General features: G+C 56.4%; 18 protein-coding genes and 1 tRNA gene. 14 read left to right on the plus strand and 5 right to left on the minus strand.

The window, feature by feature from the left end:
- Positions 1 to 34: 34 nt before the first annotated feature.
- Positions 35 to 829 carry a twin-arginine translocase subunit TatC gene (gene tatC / locus ACYVB2_RS10620; protein ID WP_382432427.1) on the plus strand — a complete coding sequence of 265 codons (795 nt, stop codon included), beginning with the start codon at positions 35 to 37 and terminating at the stop codon, positions 827 to 829.
- Here tatC and ACYVB2_RS10625 read toward each other — a convergent pair whose 3' ends face one another.
- The gene (locus ACYVB2_RS10625; protein ID WP_382432429.1) at positions 830 to 1,978 is read right to left on the minus strand and encodes a trypsin-like peptidase domain-containing protein; all 1,149 of its coding nucleotides are present in this window, start codon (positions 1,976 to 1,978) and stop codon (positions 830 to 832) included.
- A gap of 95 nt (positions 1,979 to 2,073) precedes the next feature.
- On the opposite strand from ACYVB2_RS10625, the gene ACYVB2_RS10630 reads away from it, so the two are divergent.
- Together ACYVB2_RS10630 and pdxA are read left to right on the plus strand one after the other, a co-directional pair.
- On the plus strand, positions 2,074 to 2,835 hold the full coding sequence (locus ACYVB2_RS10630; protein WP_382432431.1) for a Nif3-like dinuclear metal center hexameric protein: 762 nt from the start codon (positions 2,074 to 2,076) through the stop codon (positions 2,833 to 2,835).
- A gap of 12 nt (positions 2,836 to 2,847) precedes the next feature.
- A complete protein-coding gene (gene pdxA / locus ACYVB2_RS10635) occupies positions 2,848 to 3,894 on the plus strand; it encodes a 4-hydroxythreonine-4-phosphate dehydrogenase PdxA (protein WP_382432433.1) in 1,047 nt (348 codons plus the stop codon).
- A gap of 5 nt (positions 3,895 to 3,899) precedes the next feature.
- Here pdxA and mscL read toward each other — a convergent pair whose 3' ends face one another.
- Positions 3,900 to 4,337 carry a large conductance mechanosensitive channel protein MscL gene (gene mscL / locus ACYVB2_RS10640; protein ID WP_382432435.1) on the minus strand — a complete coding sequence of 146 codons (438 nt, stop codon included), beginning with the start codon at positions 4,335 to 4,337 and terminating at the stop codon, positions 3,900 to 3,902.
- Between the two features lie 147 nt (positions 4,338 to 4,484).
- Between mscL and petA the strand changes: the two genes are divergently transcribed.
- The 6 genes from petA (at position 4,485) to ACYVB2_RS10670 (ending at position 8,678) form a co-directional block, all read left to right on the plus strand.
- Complete coding sequence (gene petA, locus ACYVB2_RS10645) at positions 4,485 to 5,084, plus strand: ubiquinol-cytochrome c reductase iron-sulfur subunit (RefSeq protein WP_382432437.1); 600 nt, start codon at positions 4,485 to 4,487, stop codon at positions 5,082 to 5,084.
- Between the two features lie 11 nt (positions 5,085 to 5,095).
- Entirely contained in the window at positions 5,096 to 6,511 is a 1,416-nt protein-coding gene (locus ACYVB2_RS10650) for a cytochrome b (protein WP_382432439.1), read from the plus strand.
- Between the two features lie 16 nt (positions 6,512 to 6,527).
- Positions 6,528 to 7,286, plus strand: coding sequence for a cytochrome c1 (locus tag ACYVB2_RS10655; RefSeq protein ID WP_382432441.1), 759 nt, complete (start codon positions 6,528 to 6,530; stop codon positions 7,284 to 7,286).
- A 99-nt stretch (positions 7,287 to 7,385) separates the two neighbouring features.
- Positions 7,386 to 7,997, plus strand: coding sequence for a glutathione S-transferase N-terminal domain-containing protein (locus ACYVB2_RS10660; RefSeq protein ID WP_382432443.1), 612 nt, complete (start codon positions 7,386 to 7,388; stop codon positions 7,995 to 7,997).
- Positions 7,998 to 8,037: 40 nt separating this feature from the next.
- Positions 8,038 to 8,553 (plus strand): ClpXP protease specificity-enhancing factor, encoded by a 516-nt coding sequence (locus ACYVB2_RS10665; RefSeq protein WP_382432445.1) that lies wholly within the window; start codon positions 8,038 to 8,040, stop codon positions 8,551 to 8,553.
- Between the two features lie 49 nt (positions 8,554 to 8,602).
- Positions 8,603 to 8,678: transfer RNA gene (locus ACYVB2_RS10670), tRNA-Thr, on the plus strand.
- A 118-nt stretch (positions 8,679 to 8,796) separates the two neighbouring features.
- Here the strand turns inward: ACYVB2_RS10670 and ACYVB2_RS10675 are convergent.
- The 3 genes from ACYVB2_RS10675 to ACYVB2_RS10685 form a co-directional block, all read right to left on the minus strand.
- A complete protein-coding gene (locus ACYVB2_RS10675; RefSeq protein WP_382432447.1) occupies positions 8,797 to 9,879 on the minus strand; it encodes a TRAP transporter substrate-binding protein in 1,083 nt (360 codons plus the stop codon).
- A gap of 155 nt (positions 9,880 to 10,034) precedes the next feature.
- Entirely contained in the window at positions 10,035 to 11,936 is a 1,902-nt protein-coding gene (gene dxs, locus ACYVB2_RS10680; protein ID WP_382432449.1) for a 1-deoxy-D-xylulose-5-phosphate synthase, read from the minus strand.
- Between the two features lie 43 nt (positions 11,937 to 11,979).
- Complete coding sequence (locus ACYVB2_RS10685; RefSeq protein ID WP_382432451.1) at positions 11,980 to 12,906, minus strand: polyprenyl synthetase family protein; 927 nt, start codon at positions 12,904 to 12,906, stop codon at positions 11,980 to 11,982.
- 336 nt (positions 12,907 to 13,242) lie between these two features.
- On the opposite strand from ACYVB2_RS10685, the gene ACYVB2_RS10690 reads away from it, so the two are divergent.
- The 5 genes from ACYVB2_RS10690 (at position 13,243) to flhC (ending at position 17,488) form a co-directional block, all read left to right on the plus strand.
- A complete protein-coding gene (locus ACYVB2_RS10690; protein WP_382432453.1) occupies positions 13,243 to 14,382 on the plus strand; it encodes an aromatic ring-hydroxylating oxygenase subunit alpha in 1,140 nt (379 codons plus the stop codon).
- Between the two features lie 94 nt (positions 14,383 to 14,476).
- The gene (locus ACYVB2_RS10695) at positions 14,477 to 15,388 is read left to right on the plus strand and encodes a DMT family transporter (RefSeq protein ID WP_382432455.1); all 912 of its coding nucleotides are present in this window, start codon (positions 14,477 to 14,479) and stop codon (positions 15,386 to 15,388) included.
- Between the two features lie 56 nt (positions 15,389 to 15,444).
- The gene (locus tag ACYVB2_RS10700; RefSeq protein WP_382432457.1) at positions 15,445 to 16,311 is read left to right on the plus strand and encodes a sulfurtransferase; all 867 of its coding nucleotides are present in this window, start codon (positions 15,445 to 15,447) and stop codon (positions 16,309 to 16,311) included.
- A 225-nt stretch (positions 16,312 to 16,536) separates the two neighbouring features.
- Positions 16,537 to 16,866 (plus strand): flagellar transcriptional regulator FlhD, encoded by a 330-nt coding sequence (gene flhD / locus ACYVB2_RS10705; protein ID WP_300074585.1) that lies wholly within the window; start codon positions 16,537 to 16,539, stop codon positions 16,864 to 16,866.
- Between the two features lie 43 nt (positions 16,867 to 16,909).
- Positions 16,910 to 17,488: a flagellar transcriptional regulator FlhC gene (flhC, locus tag ACYVB2_RS10710; protein WP_382432459.1), complete on the plus strand. Its 579-nt coding sequence runs from the start codon at positions 16,910 to 16,912 to the stop codon at positions 17,486 to 17,488.
- The last annotated feature ends 38 nt before the right edge of the window (positions 17,489 to 17,526 follow it).

The raw sequence follows: 17,526 nt of genomic DNA on the forward strand, positions 1-17,526 counted from the left end.
CAGGGGCGGGCCTTATCTCCCGCAGTTTCTACACATGTCCGACCACTCACCCCAAGACGAACTCGCGGGCACCGAACAGCCCTTTGTGCAGCACCTGATGGAGCTGCGCGACCGCATGGTCAAGGCCTTGTTGGCCGTGCTGGTTGCGGCTGCCCTGTTGTTCTTTTTTCCTGGCCCCGGCACGCTGTATGACTGGCTGGCAGCACCCCTGGTAGCCCATTTGCCCAAAGGAGCTACGTTGATTGCCACCTCGGTGATTTCGCCCTTTATGGTGCCACTGAAAATACTACTGATGGCCGCTTTTTTGCTGGCGTTGCCGTTGGTGTTGTGGCAGGTGTGGGCTTTTGTGGCGCCAGGGTTGTACTCGCACGAGAAGAAGTTGGTGTTGCCTTTGGTCATCTCCAGCACCATCTTGTTCTTTATTGGGGTGGCGTTTTGCTACTTCTTCGTTTTTGGGCAGGTGTTTGCCTTTATCCAAGGCTTTGCGCCAAAAAGCATCACTGCCGCACCAGACATTGAGGCCTACCTGAGCTTTGTGTTGACCATGTTCTTGGCTTTTGGCCTGTCGTTTGAGGTGCCGATTGCTGTGGTGGTGTTGGCACGTATGGGGGTGGTCAGTGTAGAGAAACTTCGGGAGTTTCGGGGTTACTTTATTGTGCTGGCCTTTGTGATTGCCGCTATCGTTACGCCACCCGATGTAGTGTCACAGTTGGCACTGGCTATACCCATGTGCCTGCTCTATGAGTTGGGCATCTGGGCTGCACAGATTTTCATCCAGCACACCCAGGCGCCCTCTGAAAGTGACGATACGCCTGCGGCTTCTTCCTGATCAGCGGCGCAGTGCCCGTTGTGGGCGGGGGCGTATGCCAGGGGTCACGGCCAACTCCAGCATCCGGTCATTGCGTTGCACTTGGAAGCTCGCTGGCACACCCGGTTTGAGCGAGGCCACAGTAGCCAGCAGTGTGGGTACATTCGTAATAGCCTTGTCGCCCACCTGCACAATCACATCACCAGGGCGTATACCTGCCAGTGCCGCTGGCCCGTCTTGTAGCACCCCAGTCAATATCACCCCTTCACTGGCCTTGACACCAAAGGTTTCAGCCAGTTCGGGTGAAAGTTCGTTGGGTTCGACGCCAATCCAGCCCCGTGTGACCTGACCGTCCTTCACGATGCCATCCAGCACCATCTTGGCTGTGGACACCGGAATAGCAAAGCCGATCCCCATGCTGCCTCCTGAGCGTGAGTAAATGGCCGTATTGATGCCCAACAGATGGCCATTCACATCCACCAGTGCCCCACCAGAATTGCCAGGGTTGATGGCAGCATCGGTTTGGATGAAGTTCTCGAAAGTGTTGATACCCAGTTGGCTGCGGCCCAGCGCACTCACGATGCCGCTAGTGACTGTCTGGCCCACGCCAAATGGGTTGCCAATCGCCAGCACCTGATCACCCACCGCCAATTGGTCAGAGTTGCCCAACACAATCACTGGCAGTTTGTCCAATTCGATTTTGAGAATAGCCAGATCTGTTTCTGGGTCGGTACCAATGGTGCGGGCGCGGGCACGGCGACTGTCAGTGAGCGTCACATCGATCTCGTCAGCGCCCTCCACCACATGGTTGTTGGTCAAAATATAACCATCAGGGCTGATGATGACACCACTGCCCAACCCAGTCTGGGGTTGGCTTTGTTGATCCCCAAAAAAGAACTGGAACCATGGGTCGTTGCTGCGCGGGTGCCGCACGGCTGCCTTGCTGGTGTTGATGCTAACTACCGCCGGTGCGGCCTTACGGGCTGCGGGGCTGAAGCTGCCTGGTGCTGGACGGGCCGGATCGGTGACGGGGGCCTCAAACAAAGTCACGCCAGCACCAGAGCGTCTGGCTCCAGCGGTGAGCCAGTCTGGTTGCAGTGTGGCAACTACAAAATAGGCCGCGACAAACACCGTCACGGCTTGGGAAAAAATCAGCCAAAAGCGTTTCATGAAAAATCAGAACTAGATGGGCCTAAAAAGGCAGGTTGCCATTGTGAACCAGCTGGGATACTGCTGTCGTCGCCTATTGGCGCGACAATGGGCACATGAGCATTTTTCGCGATACCTTGCGGCAATCTCTGGATGTGCTGCTGCAACCCGAGCGTTTTAAAGACTATGGCCCCAATGGGTTACAAGTGGAGGGCAAGGCACAAATTGAACGCATCGTCAGTGGTGTCACTGCCAGCCGTGCCTTGATTGATGCAGCCATTGAGGCCCGAGCCGATGCCATTTTGGTTCACCATGGGCTGTTTTGGCGCGGTCAGGACGGCTGTATCACTGGCTGGATGAAGCAGCGTTTGCAACGTCTGCTGGCACATGACATCAACCTTTTTGCCTACCACTTGCCGCTGGATGCCCATCCAACATTGGGCAACAATGCCCAATTGGCTTGTGTGCTGGGTTTGCAGGGGCAAGCCTGTTTTGGCGATCAGTCACTGGGCTGGCTGGGGCAGCGCGAGGATGGCAGCCATTTTGCCAGTGCTCACGCTTTGGCGGCACAGGTAGAAGAAGCGTTGAACCGTCAGGTCACTGTAGTGGGGGATGTCTATAGCCCTATTCGCAAAATTGCCTGGTGCAGTGGCGGTGCCCAAGGCTTTTTTGAGGCCGCCATTGCTGCGGGCGCAGAAGCCTTTATCACTGGTGAAATCTCAGAACCTCAGATGCATTTGGCCCGCGAGTGTGGCGTGGCCTTTATTGCAGCCGGTCATCATGCCACTGAGCGTTATGGTGCCCCTGCGGTGGCTGCACAGTTGGCACAGCAGCATGGGCTGGATCATTACTTCATCGACATCGACAACCCCGCCTGAGTGGGCTTGAGCATGAATACCACCTCCGTTTCCTCTCGCGTTTGGGCCATCACCCAAGGCGATTCTGCCGGTATTGGCCCAGAAACCATTGCCAAAGCATTCCGTGATGTGCCTGAGCAACTCCAAGGTTGTTTTGTTGTGGGCGATGTCGCCACCCTGCGCCGAGCAGCCTCTTGTGTGCTGCGCCCTGGTCTGCCCACATTGCCTGTGGCCTTGATCACGCATCCAATGCAAGCCTTGGAGATGCCACCACGTTGTCTGCCAGTCTTGCAACTGCCGGGCCTGCCCGGCCCCCAAACTTTTGGGCGTATCAGTGCTGCGGCTGGACGGGCTGCTGCCGACAGTGTGCTGTGGGCAGCACAGGCGGCTCTGCGTGGTGAGATTGCTGGATTGATCACAGCACCTTTGCACAAAGAAGCACTCCATGCTGCTGGCGTCGATGTCCCTGGCCATACCGAACTGCTCCAAGCACAAGCGGCAACCCATGCGGGTGTTGCGTTGGCCCAGATGCCTGTGCGCATGATGCTAGCCAATGACGAATTGCGAACGGTGCTGGTCAGCATCCATGTGTCTTTGCGAGATGCCATTGCTGCCGTTACGTACGACAACGTGCTGCAAACCCTGTGCATCACCCACCACGCGCTGGCCCGTAGCTTAGGACGGGCACCTCGGATTGCGGTAGCAGGTCTCAACCCCCATGCTGGAGAAGGAGGGCTTTTTGGCCGTGAAGAAATCGACACCATTGTCCCTGCGATTGCTACAGCTTGTGCCCAAGGGATCAATGCCCACGGCCCGTTTGCACCCGACACCATCTTTATGCGCGCTCGTCAAACCCCGGCGCACCCTGGTGAATTTGATGTGGTGGTCGCCATGTACCATGACCAAGGCTTGATTCCTGTCAAGTATTTGGGCGTGGACAAGGGAGTCAATGTGACCTTGGGGCTACCACTGGTGCGTACTAGCCCAGACCACGGCACCGCCTTTGACATTGCTGGTCAAGGCATAGCAGATGCAAGCAGCCTGATCGCAGCAGTACAAATGGCCAAGCAACTGGGCTAAGGCCATCAGCGTTTGAGACTGTCCCGAATCTCCCGCAGCAGCACAATGTCTTCGGGGGTTGGTGGTGGCGCTGCTGGGGCCACGGGGGCAGATTCAGCATTGCGCTTGAGGCGGTTGATTTGCTTGACCATCATGAAAATGATGAAGGCCAAAATCAGAAAGTTCACGGCGACAGTGATGAAACTGCCATAGGCGAACACCGGCACCCCGGCTTTCTTGATGGCATCCAGCGTCATGGTGGTGCCTTCTGGTACTGTGCCCAGCACAAGAAACAAGTTGGAGAAATCCAATTTGCCAAACACCAAGCCCACCACGGGCATGATCAGATCGCCCACCACAGAATCCACAATCTTGCCAAAGGCGCCGCCAATAATCACGCCCACGGCCAGATCGATCACATTGCCTTTGATGGCAAACTCCCTAAATTCTTGCACCATTCCCATGAGTATTTCCTTTCTGATGACCAAAACTTGTAGGAAGGCTGCTCCACAAAGGCCGTAACCGCGAACGTCCAGACCGGGATACCCCTACGCACTCCGCTACAATTTGAGGCTAAACCCCCAATATAGCGATGTTCATCGAGGATTCCCATGAGTGACACTCCAATCGACTCCAGCAAGCGGACGTGGCTGATTGCGTCCGGCTGCGCGGGTGCGGTGGGCGGCGTGGCAACCGCCGTCCCCTTCGTGAGTACTTTTCAGCCCTCCGAAAAAGCCAAGGCAGCCGGTGCTGCGGTCGAGGTGGACATCTCCGCCCTCAAGCCCGGTGAAAAAATGACAGCCGAATGGCGCGGCAAGCCGGTATGGATCGTCAAACGTACCCCCGAGCAATTGGCTGATCTGCCCACCATTGATAGCCAGTTGGCCGACCCCAAGTCTGAGCGCAAGCCCAACGAGTTCACGCCAGTGTATGCCCGCAATGGCCACCGTTCCATCAAGCCCGAGATTTTTGTGGCTGTGGGCATTTGCACCCATCTGGGTTGCTCGCCGTCAGACAAGTTCGTTACGGGTGCCCAGCCTTCGTTGCCTGCCGATTGGAAGGGGGGCTTCCTGTGCCCCTGCCACGGTTCTACCTTCGATATGGCTGGTCGCGTGTTCAAGAATAAGCCCGCACCCGACAACCTCGAAGTGCCGCCCCACATGTACCTGTCAGACTCTAAGTTGCTGATCGGTGAAGACAAGAAGGCCTGAGGAATAACGACATGGCTCACGAATTCAAGGAAATTTCCCCCAACGCCTCGGGTGGTGCCAAGCTGGCCAACTGGTTTGAAAACCGGTTCCCCACAGCTTTTGATGCCTACCGGGTACACATGTCGGAGTATTACGCTCCGAAAAACTTCAATTTCTGGTACATCTTTGGCTCGCTGGCACTGCTGGTGCTGGTGATCCAGATCGTCACCGGCATTTTCTTGGTGATGCACTACAAGCCCGATGCGGATAAGGCATTTGCCTCGGTGGAGTACATCATGCGTGATGTGCCGTGGGGTTGGCTGATTCGCTACATGCACTCCACCGGTGCATCGGCCTTCTTTGTGGTGGTCTATCTGCACATGTTCCGTGGTCTGCTTTATGGCAGCTATCGCAAACCACGTGAGCTGGTCTGGGTGTTTGGCTGTGCCATCTTCTTGGCACTGATGGCCGAAGCCTTCATGGGTTACCTGCTGCCTTGGGGCCAGATGTCCTACTGGGGCGCTCAGGTGATTGTGAACCTGTTTGCCGCTGTGCCCTTTGTTGGCCCCGACTTGGCTTTGTTGATTCGTGGTGACTATGTGGTTTCTGACGCCACACTCAACCGCTTCTTCAGCTTCCACGTCATTGCTGTGCCCCTGGTGCTGCTGGGCTTGGTGGTGGCTCACTTGTTGGCCCTGCACGATGTGGGCTCGAACAACCCCGATGGCATCGAAATCAAAGGCCCCAAAGCCCCCAAAGATGCCAATGGCCACCCGCTCGATGGCGTTCCTTTCCATCCCTACTACACAGTGCATGATATTTTGGGCGTGTGCTTGTTCCTGATGGCCTTCACGGCAGTGATCTTCTTCGCCCCAGAATTTGGTGGCTATTTCTTGGAATACAACAACTTTATTCCTGCTGATCCGCTGCAAACTCCACTGCACATTGCCCCAGTGTGGTACTTCACGCCGTTCTACTCCATGCTGCGTGCTATCACCACTGAGATGATGTATGTGTTGATCGCTTCTGTAGTGTTGGGTGCCTTGCTGGCTGTGCTCAAGTGCAAGCTGCCCGCCTTTATCAAGGCTGGGATCATGGGTGCTGCTGTGGTCGTTGTCGCCATGATGTTGTCCATCGACGCCAAGTTCTGGGGTGTGGTGGTCATGGGTGGTGCTGTGGTGATTTTGTTTGGCCTGCCTTGGTTGGATCACAGCCCCGTCAAGTCGATTCGCTATCGTCCGAGCTGGCACAAGTATGTGTACGCTGTGTTCGTGGTCAACTTTGTGGTGCTGGCCTATTTGGGCGTGCAACCTCCCTCGCCAGTGGGTGAGCGTGTCTCGCAAGTGGGCACCCTGTTCTACTTCGGCTTCTTCTTGCTCATGCCTTGGTGGAGCCGTTTGGGCGAGCCCAAGCCCGTGCCCGACCGTGTCACCTTTACTCCACACTGAGCTGGAGACGAATACCATGAAGAAAATTATTCTTTCGTTCATCGCTGCTCTGGGTTTGGTAGCCGGTGCTGCCCAAGCGGCAGGCGGTGGTATGGCTTGGGATAAAGCGCCCAATCGCCTCAATGATCAGGGTGCATTGCAAAATGGTGCCAAGCTGTTCGTCAACTACTGTGTGGGCTGTCATTCTGCAGCGTTCATGCGCTACAACCGCCTGAATGACATTGGGTTGACCAATGAGCAGATCAAGGACAACATGTTGTTCACCACCGACAAAATTGGTGAAACCATGAAGGCCGCTATTGATCCCAAACAGGCCAAGGAATGGTTTGGTGCCAATCCACCTGATTTGACCGTGATTGCACGTTCGCGTGCGGGTGCTGGTGGCACAGGATCAGACTATCTGTATACCTTCTTGCGCACTTTCTACCGTGATGAGGCCAAGGCCACTGGTTGGAACAATCTGGCATTCCCCAACGTGGGCATGCCCCATGTGCTGTGGCAGTTGCAGGGTCAGCGCCGTGCCGTGTTTGAAGAGCAACAAAGCCACGGTCAGACAGTGCAAGTCCACAAAGGCTGGGAGCCCATCAGCCCTGGCAGCATGACGCCTGAACAGTACGATGAGGCCATTGGCGACTTGGTTGGCTACCTGCAATGGATGGGTGAGCCTGCTCAGAAGAAGCGTGTCAACCTTGGTATCTGGGTGTTGGCCTTCTTGGCATTGACCTCAGTGGCAGCCTGGAAGCTCAATGCTGCGTTCTGGAAAGACGTGAAATAAGCAGTGTCTGCCATGCCACGCTCTAGCAGCGTGGCGCCATCTTTTTCAGAGTGGGCGCACTATGCGTTCCACTCTTTTGATTTTTAGGAGTTCCTTGCCATGATGGTGCTTTATTCGGGTACAACCTGTCCTTTTTCCCACCGCTGCCGTTTTGTGTTGTTTGAAAAGGGCATGGATTTTGAAATCCGCGATGTCGACTTGTACAACAAGCCAGAAGACATCAATGTGATGAATCCCTATGGTCAGGTGCCCATTCTGGTGGAACGTGACCTGATTCTCTATGAGTCGAACATCATCAACGAATACATTGATGAGCGTTTTCCGCACCCACAACTCATGCCCGGCGATCCCGTGGATCGTGCCCGTGTACGCCTGTTTCTGCTCAACTTTGAGAAAGAGCTGTTCGTCCATGTGAACACGCTGGAATCTCGCGCAACCAAGGGCAACGAAAAGGCGATGGAAAAGGCCCGCGCCCATATCCGTGACCGTTTGACGCAACTGGCGCCCGTGTTCTTGAAGAACAAATACATGCTGGGCGAGAGCTTCTCGATGTTGGATGTAGCCATTGCACCGCTGCTCTGGCGCTTGGATTACTACGGCATTGAAATGAGCAAAAATGCCGCACCACTGCTCAAGTATGCCGAGCGCATCTTCTCACGTCCGGCTTACATTGAGGCACTGACGCCCTCGGAAAAGGTCATGCGCAAGTGAGTTCAGCGCACATCCACTCTCCATTGCCCACAGGTGCACTATGAACGCACAGGAACCCACTACCACACGCCCATACCTGATCCGTGCTTTGCACGAGTGGTGCATTGACAATGGGTTCACGCCCTATATTGCTGTGCGCGTTGACGCGTCAGTTCAGGTGCCGCGTGAATACGTTAAAGATGGTGAGATTGTGCTCAATGTGGGATTGGATGCCACCAGCGGTCTCTTGTTGGGCAATGACTATATTGAGTTCAAGGCCCGTTTTGGAGGCAAGGCCCGTGACATCATGGTGCCGGTAGGGCGTGTGGTGGCTATTTACGCGCGCGAGAATGGGCAGGGTATGGCGTTTCCTCCCCCTATGGACTTGGATGCCACAGAGGCTACCGAAGCCTTGGTGTCTATCTCCGAGGAGATGCCCGATACGGGTTTGGCGGGGCATCTGGCCGTCGATGCAGATCGTGTCATCCAGTTGGTATCCAGTGAGGCCACCCCATCGGAGGATTCGCCGCGTCCGCCAACGGGGGGGGGACGACCTGCCCTCAAGCGTGTGAAATAAAACGGATAATTTTTACTAGGCGCTTTTTTATTGCTATAATAAGAGCTTAGCCGGTTTAGCTCAGTTGGTAGAGCACCCGCCTTGTAAGCGGTAGGTCGTCAGTTCGAATCCGACAATCGGCACCAACATTAAAACCCACCTGTTCATTGCAACAGGTGGGGTTTTTTATGCCCATCGACCACCCCAGAACATGGGGTGGCAGGATGTCTATGTTGGCTAGACATCCTGTGTGCAGTGCCTTGCTTACAGCTTTACAGAGGCCATATAAGCATTGAAGCGTTGCTCAGAGAATTTTTCCCACAGCAACTGGTCGCGCTGGAAGGCGCGCATATCTTGGTGGATTTTCTTGAACTCGGGCGATTTGGCCTCGTGTTCGGCAAACACTTCCATCGATGCCTTGAAGCCCGCATCCAGCACCTCTTTGGAGAATGCCTTGAGTTGGGTTTTGGCGCCCACCAGCCGCTTGAGGGCTTGTGGGTTGAAGGCATCGTACTTGGAGCCCATGTCACGGGCAGCCACAATGGTGGCGGCATCCACAATGGCTTTGAACTCTGGGCTTAATGCCGCATAGGCCTTGGTGTTGACATAGAACTCCAGCTCGGCGCTGCCTTCCCACCAGCCAGGGTAGTAGTAAAACGGGGCCACCTTGTTGAAGCCCAGTTTTTCGTCATCGTAAGGGCCAACAAACTCGGTGGCGTCTAGGGTGCCTTTTTCCAGAGATTGGTAGACCTCACCTACGGGCATGTTCTGTGCCACCACCCCCAACTTTTGCATGGCTTCGCCGAACAGGCCGCCACCCAAGCGCATTTTGAGACCCTTGAGGTCAGCCACGGTTTTGATTTCTTTGCGGTACCAGCCGCCCATTTGGGTGCCGGTGTTGCCTGCGCTGTAGCTCTTGATGTTGTAACCTTCCAAGAAGGCATCCATCAGCTTGCGGCCGTTGCCATGATTTTTCCAGGCATCCATCTGGCGGGCGGTCAGGCCAAAAGGCACAGCGCAGCCGAATGCAAAGATGGGGTTCTTGCCGGTGTAGTAATAGGCTGCTGTTTGGGCCATTTCAATGGTGCCGTTTTGCAAACCATCGACCACGCCAAATGCAGGCATCAGTTCGCCAGCAGCATGTACAGACACTTCAAACTTGCCGCCCGACAAGGCTTTGACGGTCTTGGCAAACATTTCGGCGCTGCCGAAGATGGTGTCGAGCGACTTCGGGAAGCTCGATGCCAAACGCCAGCGCACGGTGGCTTGGGCATGTGCCGCAGGGGCGACACCAGCCGCCAGAACGCCAGCCATGCCAGCGTGTTTGATAAGGGAACGACGATCCATAGGAAGACTCCGAAAAGGACTGCAAAACCTGCCGTGGCAGGAACTTCTGGACTGCTGATAGGGATCGGCAGCAGCCTTTGATCGCCGCACGGGGGTAGGGTGTGCGGCGCTTGCACCAGCATAGCGAGGGGCCGGTGCCAGATTTTTCATGGGGGTTATGGGGTGGGGAGCTGAAAATGGCTACGCACCGCTTGTTCGATACCCAAGGCGTCCAGCCCCTGTAGGGCCAGTAGTTTGCTGGGGTCGCCGTGCTCAATGAAGACATCAGGCAAGCCCAGCGACAGCACGGGGCGCTGCACCTTGGCTGCAGCCAGAGCTTCTAGCACGGCACTGCCTGCGCCACCGGCAATGGCCCCTTCCTCTACCGTGATCAGCAGGTCATGCTCGGCAGCCACTTGGAGCAGCAGTGCTGTATCCAGGGGTTTGGCCCAGCGCATGTTGACTACCGTGGCATCCAATGCTTCAGCTGCTTGCAGTGCTGGATAGAGCAACGTGCCAAAAGCCAAAATGGCAATGCGTGGCATGCCCACCACGTCGCTGGTGGCTGCTTGGCTGCACTGGCGGCGGATTTCGCCTTTGCCAAAGGGCAGTGGCTCTAAATGGTGCAGTGGTGCAATGCCTGCACCCGCCCCACGCGGGTAGCGTACCGCGACTGGCTGGTTTTGCGCAAAAGCGGTGCTGAGCAGTTGGCGGCATTCGCGCTCATCGGCTGGGCAGGCCAGTGCCATATTGGGAATGCAGCGGATAAATGAAATATCGTAGGCTCCGGCATGGGTAGCACCATCGGCCCCCACCAAGCCGGCCCGGTCTAAAGCAAATACCACTGGCAGATTTTGTAACGCCACATCGTGGATCATCTGGTCATAAGCGCGTTGCAAGAAGGTGGAATAAATGGCCACCACTGGTTTGAGCCCTTCGCAAGCCAAACCGGCGGCAAAGGTAACGGCGTGCTGCTCGGCAATGCCCACATCGTAATAACGCTCAGGAAAGCGGCGATGGAATTCCACCATGCCCGAGCCTTCACGCATGGCTGGGGTGATGCCTACCAAGCGTTCATCTTGTGCGGCCATATCGCACAGCCATTCGCCAAATACCTGGGTGAAAGTGGGTTTGGGGGGGGTGGCAGGCTTGACCAAACCAACGCTAGGGTCAAACTTGCCCGGGCCGTGGTAGGCGATTGGGTCGGCTTCGGCCAGTTTGTAGCCTTGGCCTTTTCTGGTGACTACATGCAAAAATTGTGGGCCAGGCAGGCTTTTGATGTTCTCTAGCGTGGGAATCAACGAATCGAGGTCGTGACCATCGATGGGGCCAATGTAGTTGAAGCCAAACTTCTCAAACAGGGTGGCTGGCACCACCATGCCTTTGGCCTGTTGCTCTAGCCGTTTGGCCAGCTCTAGCAACGGGGGCGCATTTTTGAGCACGTTTTTACCTACGTTCTTGGCCTTGGCATAAAACTGGCCGCTCATCAGTTGTGCTAGGTAGCGGTTGAGCGCGCCCACGGGTGGGCTGATGCTCATGTCGTTATCGTTAAGCACTACCAGCAGTTTGCAGTCTTCTACGCCAGCGTTATTGAGCGCCTCAAAGGCCATGCCTGCTGTCATGGCACCATCGCCAATAATGGCGACGGCGTGGCGGTCTTCACCCTTACTGCGCGCAGCCAAAGCCATGCCCAAGGCGGCAGAAATACTGGTGCTGGAGTGTGCTGTGCCAAAGGTGTCGTACTCGCTCTCGGCACGTTGCGGAAAGCCACTCAGGCCGCCCAACTGACGCAGTGTAGACATGCGCTCGCGCCGTTCAGTCAGGATCTTGTGCGGGTAGGTTTGGTGGCCTACATCCCACACCAGCCGGTCGTGTGGGGTATTGAAAACCCGGTGCAGGGCAATGGTGAGTTCTACCGTGCCGAGGTTGGAGCTGAGATGGCCGCCGGTTTGTGCCACGCTGTCAATGACAAAGGCGCGCAGTTCAGTGGCCAGTGCCTTGAGTTCGGTGCGGGGCAGGCGGCGCAGATCGGCTGGGTTATTGACAGTCTGCAACAGGGGATAGGGCTTGGTGGGCATCTTGAAGGGCGGCTGGCTTGGGACGGGGACTTGCAGGTGCAGGTCAGTAGGCGCGATGGACGACTTTGTCGGCCAAGGCGGCCAAGGCACGGGTATCGGGCAGGCCACTGGCTTCTAGAGCTGCCAAGGCTTGTTGGTGCAGATCTTGGGCATGGCGTTGGGCGGATTCCAGACCCAGTAGCGACACATAGGTCGGCTTGTCTTGTGCGGCATCTTTCCCTGCTGTTTTGCCCAGTGTGGCCGCATCGGCGGTGACGTCTAGGATGTCATCTACTACTTGAAAGGCCAGCCCCAAGGCCGCTCCATATTGAGCCAAAGCGGCTAGGGCTGTGGCATTGGCTTGCCCACAGGTGGCCCCCATGAGCACGCTGCCTTCCAATAAGGCGCCTGTCTTGAGGCGGTGCATGTGGCGCAACTGATTTTCGTTGAGGGCGACCCCAACGCTAGCCAAGTCAATGGCTTGGCCTCCGGCCATGCCTTGGGCACCAGCGGCGCGTGCCAGCACACTGCACAAACGGGCTTGGATGTTATGGGGGATGGCACTATTTTCGGGCACTAGAAGCTCAAAGGCCAAGGCTTGCAGTGCATCACCGGCCAGCAGGGCTTGGGCTTGACCAAATTGCACATGCACTGTGGGTTTACCTCGGCGCAGCACATCGTTGTCCATGCAGGGCATATCGTCATGCACCAAAGAATAGGCATGGATCAATTCAACCGCACACGCGGCGCGCAGCGCAGCTTCATCACAACTGCTGTGCAGAGAGGCATCGGCGCCATCAGCACTGGCGACGGCGTGGCGGGCGGCTAACACCAGCAGTGGCCGCAGGCGTTTGCCACCATCGAGCACTGCGTAGCGCATGGCTTCGCCCAGGCCCGCAGGGGCACCTTGGCCTACCCAGACCGACAAGACTTGCTCAATCCGCAGCAGATGGCCCTGTATCCAGTCTGCAATATCAAAGGGGGTGACCATTTTTGGGCTCATGCAAGCACCTGTGTGCAGTAGTAGGCAGCTTGGTGTGGTTGTGCCCCCTCCGGCTGCGCTTGTTCTGCCAGCACTGCCTGTGGGCAGGCCGGGGCGGCGGTCTTGGGTGTGGGCATGGGGACGGGTCCGCAAAAGTCTGAAACCTTCAATTTTAGGCCGATACCAGCTGGCAATACACGCATGGCCCCTGCGGGAATCCTATACGGCAATAACCCCACGTCCTATAATCCCATTCCCTGCAAGCCGGCGTCCTGCCGGTTTATTTTTTTCTCACCCGCGCCTCGTGCGCACCTCCCTGTGGGGAGTCTTTAGGTCAGGTCATCCATGTCTGATTTAAGTCTTCGACTGCAGCAGGCTGCAAGCCAACTACCAGTTTCAAGCTACTTTGACGAGGCGCTGTTCCAGCGCGAGTTGGAGCTTATCTTCCAGCGCGGGCCCCGCTATGTGGGGCACCAATTGGCAGTACCCAACGTGGGCGATTATTACGCCCTTCCTCAAGAAGGCGAGGGCCGTGCTTTGGTGCGCAATGCCCAAGGGCAAGTGGAGCTGGTCTCAAACATTTGTCGCCACCGCCAAGCCGTGATGTTGCAGGGGCGCGGCACGCTGCAAGGCCAAGGCAAGGGTTATGCGGGTGGCAATATTGTTTGCCCGTTGCACCGCTGGACTTACAGCCCCAGTGGCAGTTTGTTGGGTGCGCCCCATTTTCCGCAAGACCCCGGCTTGGACTTGAAGAATTACCCCCTGCGCGAGTGGAACGGTCTGTTGTTTGAAGACAATGGCCGTGACATTGCTGCTGATCTGGCCGGTATGGGGCCACGGGCTGAACTCAGCTTTGAGGGCTTTGCACTCGACCGGGTAGAACTGCACGAGTGCAACTACAACTGGAAGACGTTTATCGAGGTCTACCTAGAGGATTACCACGTTGGCCCCTTCCACCCCGGTTTGGGCAATTTTGTCACCTGTGATGACTTGCGCTGGGAGTTCAGCAAAGAGTACTCGGTGCAAACGGTGGGGGTGGCTTCTACGTTTGGCCATTCCGGCTCGGATGTGTACCAAAAGTGGAAAGAGGTGTTGCTGCAATACCGCGAAGGCAAACTGCCCGAGCGTGGTGCTATCTGGCTCACTTATTACCCCCACATCATGGTGGAGTGGTATCCGCATGTGCTGACGGTTTCTACCTTGCACCCTATCAGCCCGACCAAGACGCTGAACATGGTGGAGTTTTACTACCCCGAAGAGATCGTGGCTTTTGAGCGCGAATTCGTCGAGGCCCAGCAGGCCGCCTATATGGAAACCTGCATTGAAGACGATGAAATTGGCGAACGCATGGACGCAGGTCGTAAAGCCCTGTTGGCCCGTGGCGATAACGAGGTTGGCCCTTACCAAAGCCCCATGGAAGATGGTATGCAGCATTTCCATGAGTGGTACCGTGCCACTGTGGGCGCGGCGGTTCCCCAACGCTAACGCTTTTTTGGGCCCCTGAGTGCTATAGCTGCCAGTGCTGTTTGATCAGCACTGGCAGCTATTTTGCCTTTGACACTTATTTTTTTGGGATTCCATGCAAGCTCTTTGGATGGTGCTGGCCGCTTTTTTGTTTGCCAGCATGAGTGTGTGCATCAAGCTGGCCTCGGTCTACTTCAATGCGGCGGAACTGGTGTTTTACCGGGGGCTGATTGGCATTGGTATTTTGTGGCTGCTGGCGCGATCGCAACAGGTGGTGTTGCGCACCAGCTACCCGTGGATGCACGCTTGGCGCAGTTTGGTGGGGGTTGCGGCAATGGGGGCTTGGTTTTATGCCATTGGCCAATTGCCACTGGCAACAGCCATGACGCTCAACTATATGAGCAGCGTCTGGATTGCGGCATTTTTTGTCGGGGGGGCTTTGCTGGCGTGGCGGCCTTCGCCTGCCACACCGCTACCTGCGCTGCAAGGCCCATTGGTGTTGACGGTACTGGCCGGTTTTGCTGGTGTGGTGATGGTGTTGCGCCCCAGTCTAGACCAGAACCAGATGTTTGCCGGAGTGGTGGGGCTGTTGTCGGGCATGTCAGCGGCTTTTGCGTATTTGCAGGTGGTGACACTTTCCAGAGTGGGGGAGCCTGAGACGCGAACCGTGTTTTTCTTTGCCATCGGTTCTACCTTGGCCGGTGGTTTGGCCACGTTGGTGATGGGGGTGTCCGATTGGCCTGGCTGGCCTGCATGGTGGTTGCTGCCCATTGGCTTGCTGGCCTCTGGCGGTCAACTGTGCATGACGCGGGCTTATGCCAGTGCCAAGACCGAGCGTGGTACGTTGGTGGTGGCCAATTTGCAGTATTCAGGCATTGTGTTTGCGGCGCTTTATGGCATGGCTTTGTTTGGGGATCAAATTCCGCTGCTGGGTTGGGCGGGCATGGCCCTGATCATTGGCAGCGGCATTGCTGCCACCGTGCTGCGTGCCCGTGCTGCCCCTGGAGCACCTGCCCAAGAAGAGTAGCCAGCGCATCTTGTGCAGTTCTTATCCCATGATTTTTACTTTGCTGTGTGTTTGCCATGTATTCCACTTTGATCTCTGCCTCTGAATTGCGTGTATTGATAGACCGTGGCACGCCACCGCTGTTGTTTGATGCCAGTTTTGACTTGGCCGACCCGAGTGCCGGTGCTTTGCAGTACCAACAAGAGCATGTGCCGGGAGCCTTGTATGCCCATCTGGATCATGATCTGAGTGCCCAAGCCGATGACTTGCCTGCCTCAGGAGGGCGCCACCCGTTGCCCAGCCGTGAGCGATTGGCGCAATGGTTGTCCGCACAGGGGCTGGAGAATGGTCGTCAGGTGGTGGTGTATGACCGTAACAGTTGTGCCTTTGCTGGACGTTTGTGGTGGATGCTGCAATGGGTTGGGCATGGGGCTGTGGCTGTGTTGGATGGTGGGCTGACCGCTTGGAAAGCCGCAGGCGGGGCGCTGGAGTCTGGCCCGGTTCAGCCATCTGTGGTGCCTTCTGCTTTTCGCCTGGAGTCCTCCTTGCGCTCTTGGGTGGATGTGGCGCAGGTGCTGGCGGCGCTGGGCCAGCCCGCCCAAACGCTGGTAGATGCTCGTATGCCTGCCCGCTATCGTGGTGAATTTGAGCCGCTAGACCCTGTGGCTGGCCATATTCCGGGGGCTTTGAACCGTCCGTTCACCGATAACTTTGGCACTGATGGCTGCTTTAAGCCCGCCGCAGTGTTGCGTGCGGAGTGGGAGGCTTTGCTGGCGGGGCGTGATCCGGCCAGCGTGGTACACCACTGCGGCAGTGGCGTGACGGCCAATCCCAACATGCTGGCGATGGAGTGGGCAGGTCTCGGAAAAACCACACTTTTTGCTGGCAGTTGGAGCGAATGGTGCAGCGACGCTAGTCGTCCTGTAGCACATGGGGCGGCCTAAAGGGCAGAAAAGCTTGTTGCAGTGCAGCAGGTAGTGCAGGGGGGGCAGGGGCTGTGGATGCTGCACGGTTTGTAAGGCAAATTCCTACATGGTGGCGCGTTTGTCTGACATGCAGTACCGACAAAGCCCGACTTAATTTCTGATTGGCATGTCTTCACAATCCATTTCAACGGTTCACCCATTGGCGTGGCCTGAAAACCCCGACCGAACTGAAAGGATTGCACCATGACCAACGAACAACTTCTTGCCGAAATTCGCGAAGCCAACCTGACCTATCTGATGTTGGCTCAGACCTTGATTCGCCAAGACAAGGCTGAAGCTGTTTTCCGTCTGGGCATTAACGAAGAGGCTGCCGATATTCTGGCATCCCTGTCGGCAGCGCAAGTGATGAAACTGGCCTCCCGAAACACCCTTCTTTGCAGCTTCCGTGTGGATGACAACTTGGTCTGGAGCTTGTTGACCAACCATAACACCCCCAAGAAGGTGGGCAACGAAGCCACCAACACCCTGCACGCCAACATTTTGATGGCCAGCCGCGTGTCGGAAGTTTTGTAAGCCTTTTTTGTCACCTTGCCCGCACCTGATTGGAGACTTCACCATGACTGCTACATCCGCCGACCAAAGCACTGCCAAGGCTGCCAAAACTGCTACCAAGAGCGTGCTCAACGAATCCAAGCAGATTGAGCGTGCTGCCATGCTGATTGCCATGGGGGCTCGGATGCAGGTGCTGGAGTCAGAAACCACCTTGTCGTATGAGCGTTTGATTCGTCTGTACAAAGAAGTGGCGGGCAAGTCCCCCTCCAAAGGTCAGTTGCCTTTCTCGACCGATTGGTTTCTGACCTGGCAAGAAAACATCCATAGCTCGCTGTTTTTGAATATCTACGAATACCTGTCTAAGGGGATTGACTTAGATCCGGTGGATCAGCTCACCAAGGCCTATCGCCTCTATACCGAACAGATTGAAATGGCCCAGGTGGAGCCACTGTTGTCTTTTACCCGCGCTTGGCGTCTGGTGAAGTTTGTGGATGCAGGCATGTTGACCCGTACCAAATGTGCTCAGTGCGGTGGTCAGTTTGTGACCGAGTTGTATGAAAACCGCCACTACACCTGTGGTTTGTGCAACCCCCCAGCCCGTGCTGGCAAGAGCAAAGCCGCTGGTTCGCTGATGCTGCACTGAGTCCTGACAGATCGCCATCAAAAACCCGGCCAGCCTTG

The sequence above is a fragment of the Giesbergeria giesbergeri genome (assembly GCF_054779375.1).

Excerpts from the sequence above, each read along its gene's own strand:
- tatC (WP_382432427.1), top strand. The coding sequence starts at position 35 with ATGTCCGACCACTCACCCCAAGACGAACTCGCGGGCACCGAACAGCCC.
- ACYVB2_RS10625 (WP_382432429.1), bottom strand. The coding sequence starts at position 1,978 with ATGAAACGCTTTTGGCTGATTTTTTCCCAAGCCGTGACGGTGTTTGTC.
- ACYVB2_RS10630 (WP_382432431.1), top strand. The coding sequence starts at position 2,074 with ATGAGCATTTTTCGCGATACCTTGCGGCAATCTCTGGATGTGCTGCTG.
- pdxA (WP_382432433.1), top strand. The coding sequence starts at position 2,848 with ATGAATACCACCTCCGTTTCCTCTCGCGTTTGGGCCATCACCCAAGGC.
- mscL (WP_382432435.1), bottom strand. The coding sequence starts at position 4,337 with ATGGGAATGGTGCAAGAATTTAGGGAGTTTGCCATCAAAGGCAATGTG.
- petA (WP_382432437.1), top strand. The coding sequence starts at position 4,485 with ATGAGTGACACTCCAATCGACTCCAGCAAGCGGACGTGGCTGATTGCG.
- ACYVB2_RS10650 (WP_382432439.1), top strand. The coding sequence starts at position 5,096 with ATGGCTCACGAATTCAAGGAAATTTCCCCCAACGCCTCGGGTGGTGCC.
- ACYVB2_RS10655 (WP_382432441.1), top strand. The coding sequence starts at position 6,528 with ATGAAGAAAATTATTCTTTCGTTCATCGCTGCTCTGGGTTTGGTAGCC.
- ACYVB2_RS10660 (WP_382432443.1), top strand. The coding sequence starts at position 7,386 with ATGATGGTGCTTTATTCGGGTACAACCTGTCCTTTTTCCCACCGCTGC.
- ACYVB2_RS10665 (WP_382432445.1), top strand. The coding sequence starts at position 8,038 with ATGAACGCACAGGAACCCACTACCACACGCCCATACCTGATCCGTGCT.
- ACYVB2_RS10675 (WP_382432447.1), bottom strand. The coding sequence starts at position 9,879 with ATGGATCGTCGTTCCCTTATCAAACACGCTGGCATGGCTGGCGTTCTG.
- dxs (WP_382432449.1), bottom strand. The coding sequence starts at position 11,936 with ATGCCCACCAAGCCCTATCCCCTGTTGCAGACTGTCAATAACCCAGCC.
- ACYVB2_RS10685 (WP_382432451.1), bottom strand. The coding sequence starts at position 12,906 with ATGGTCACCCCCTTTGATATTGCAGACTGGATACAGGGCCATCTGCTG.
- ACYVB2_RS10690 (WP_382432453.1), top strand. The coding sequence starts at position 13,243 with ATGTCTGATTTAAGTCTTCGACTGCAGCAGGCTGCAAGCCAACTACCA.
- ACYVB2_RS10695 (WP_382432455.1), top strand. The coding sequence starts at position 14,477 with ATGCAAGCTCTTTGGATGGTGCTGGCCGCTTTTTTGTTTGCCAGCATG.
- ACYVB2_RS10700 (WP_382432457.1), top strand. The coding sequence starts at position 15,445 with ATGTATTCCACTTTGATCTCTGCCTCTGAATTGCGTGTATTGATAGAC.
- flhD (WP_300074585.1), top strand. The coding sequence starts at position 16,537 with ATGACCAACGAACAACTTCTTGCCGAAATTCGCGAAGCCAACCTGACC.
- flhC (WP_382432459.1), top strand. The coding sequence starts at position 16,910 with ATGACTGCTACATCCGCCGACCAAAGCACTGCCAAGGCTGCCAAAACT.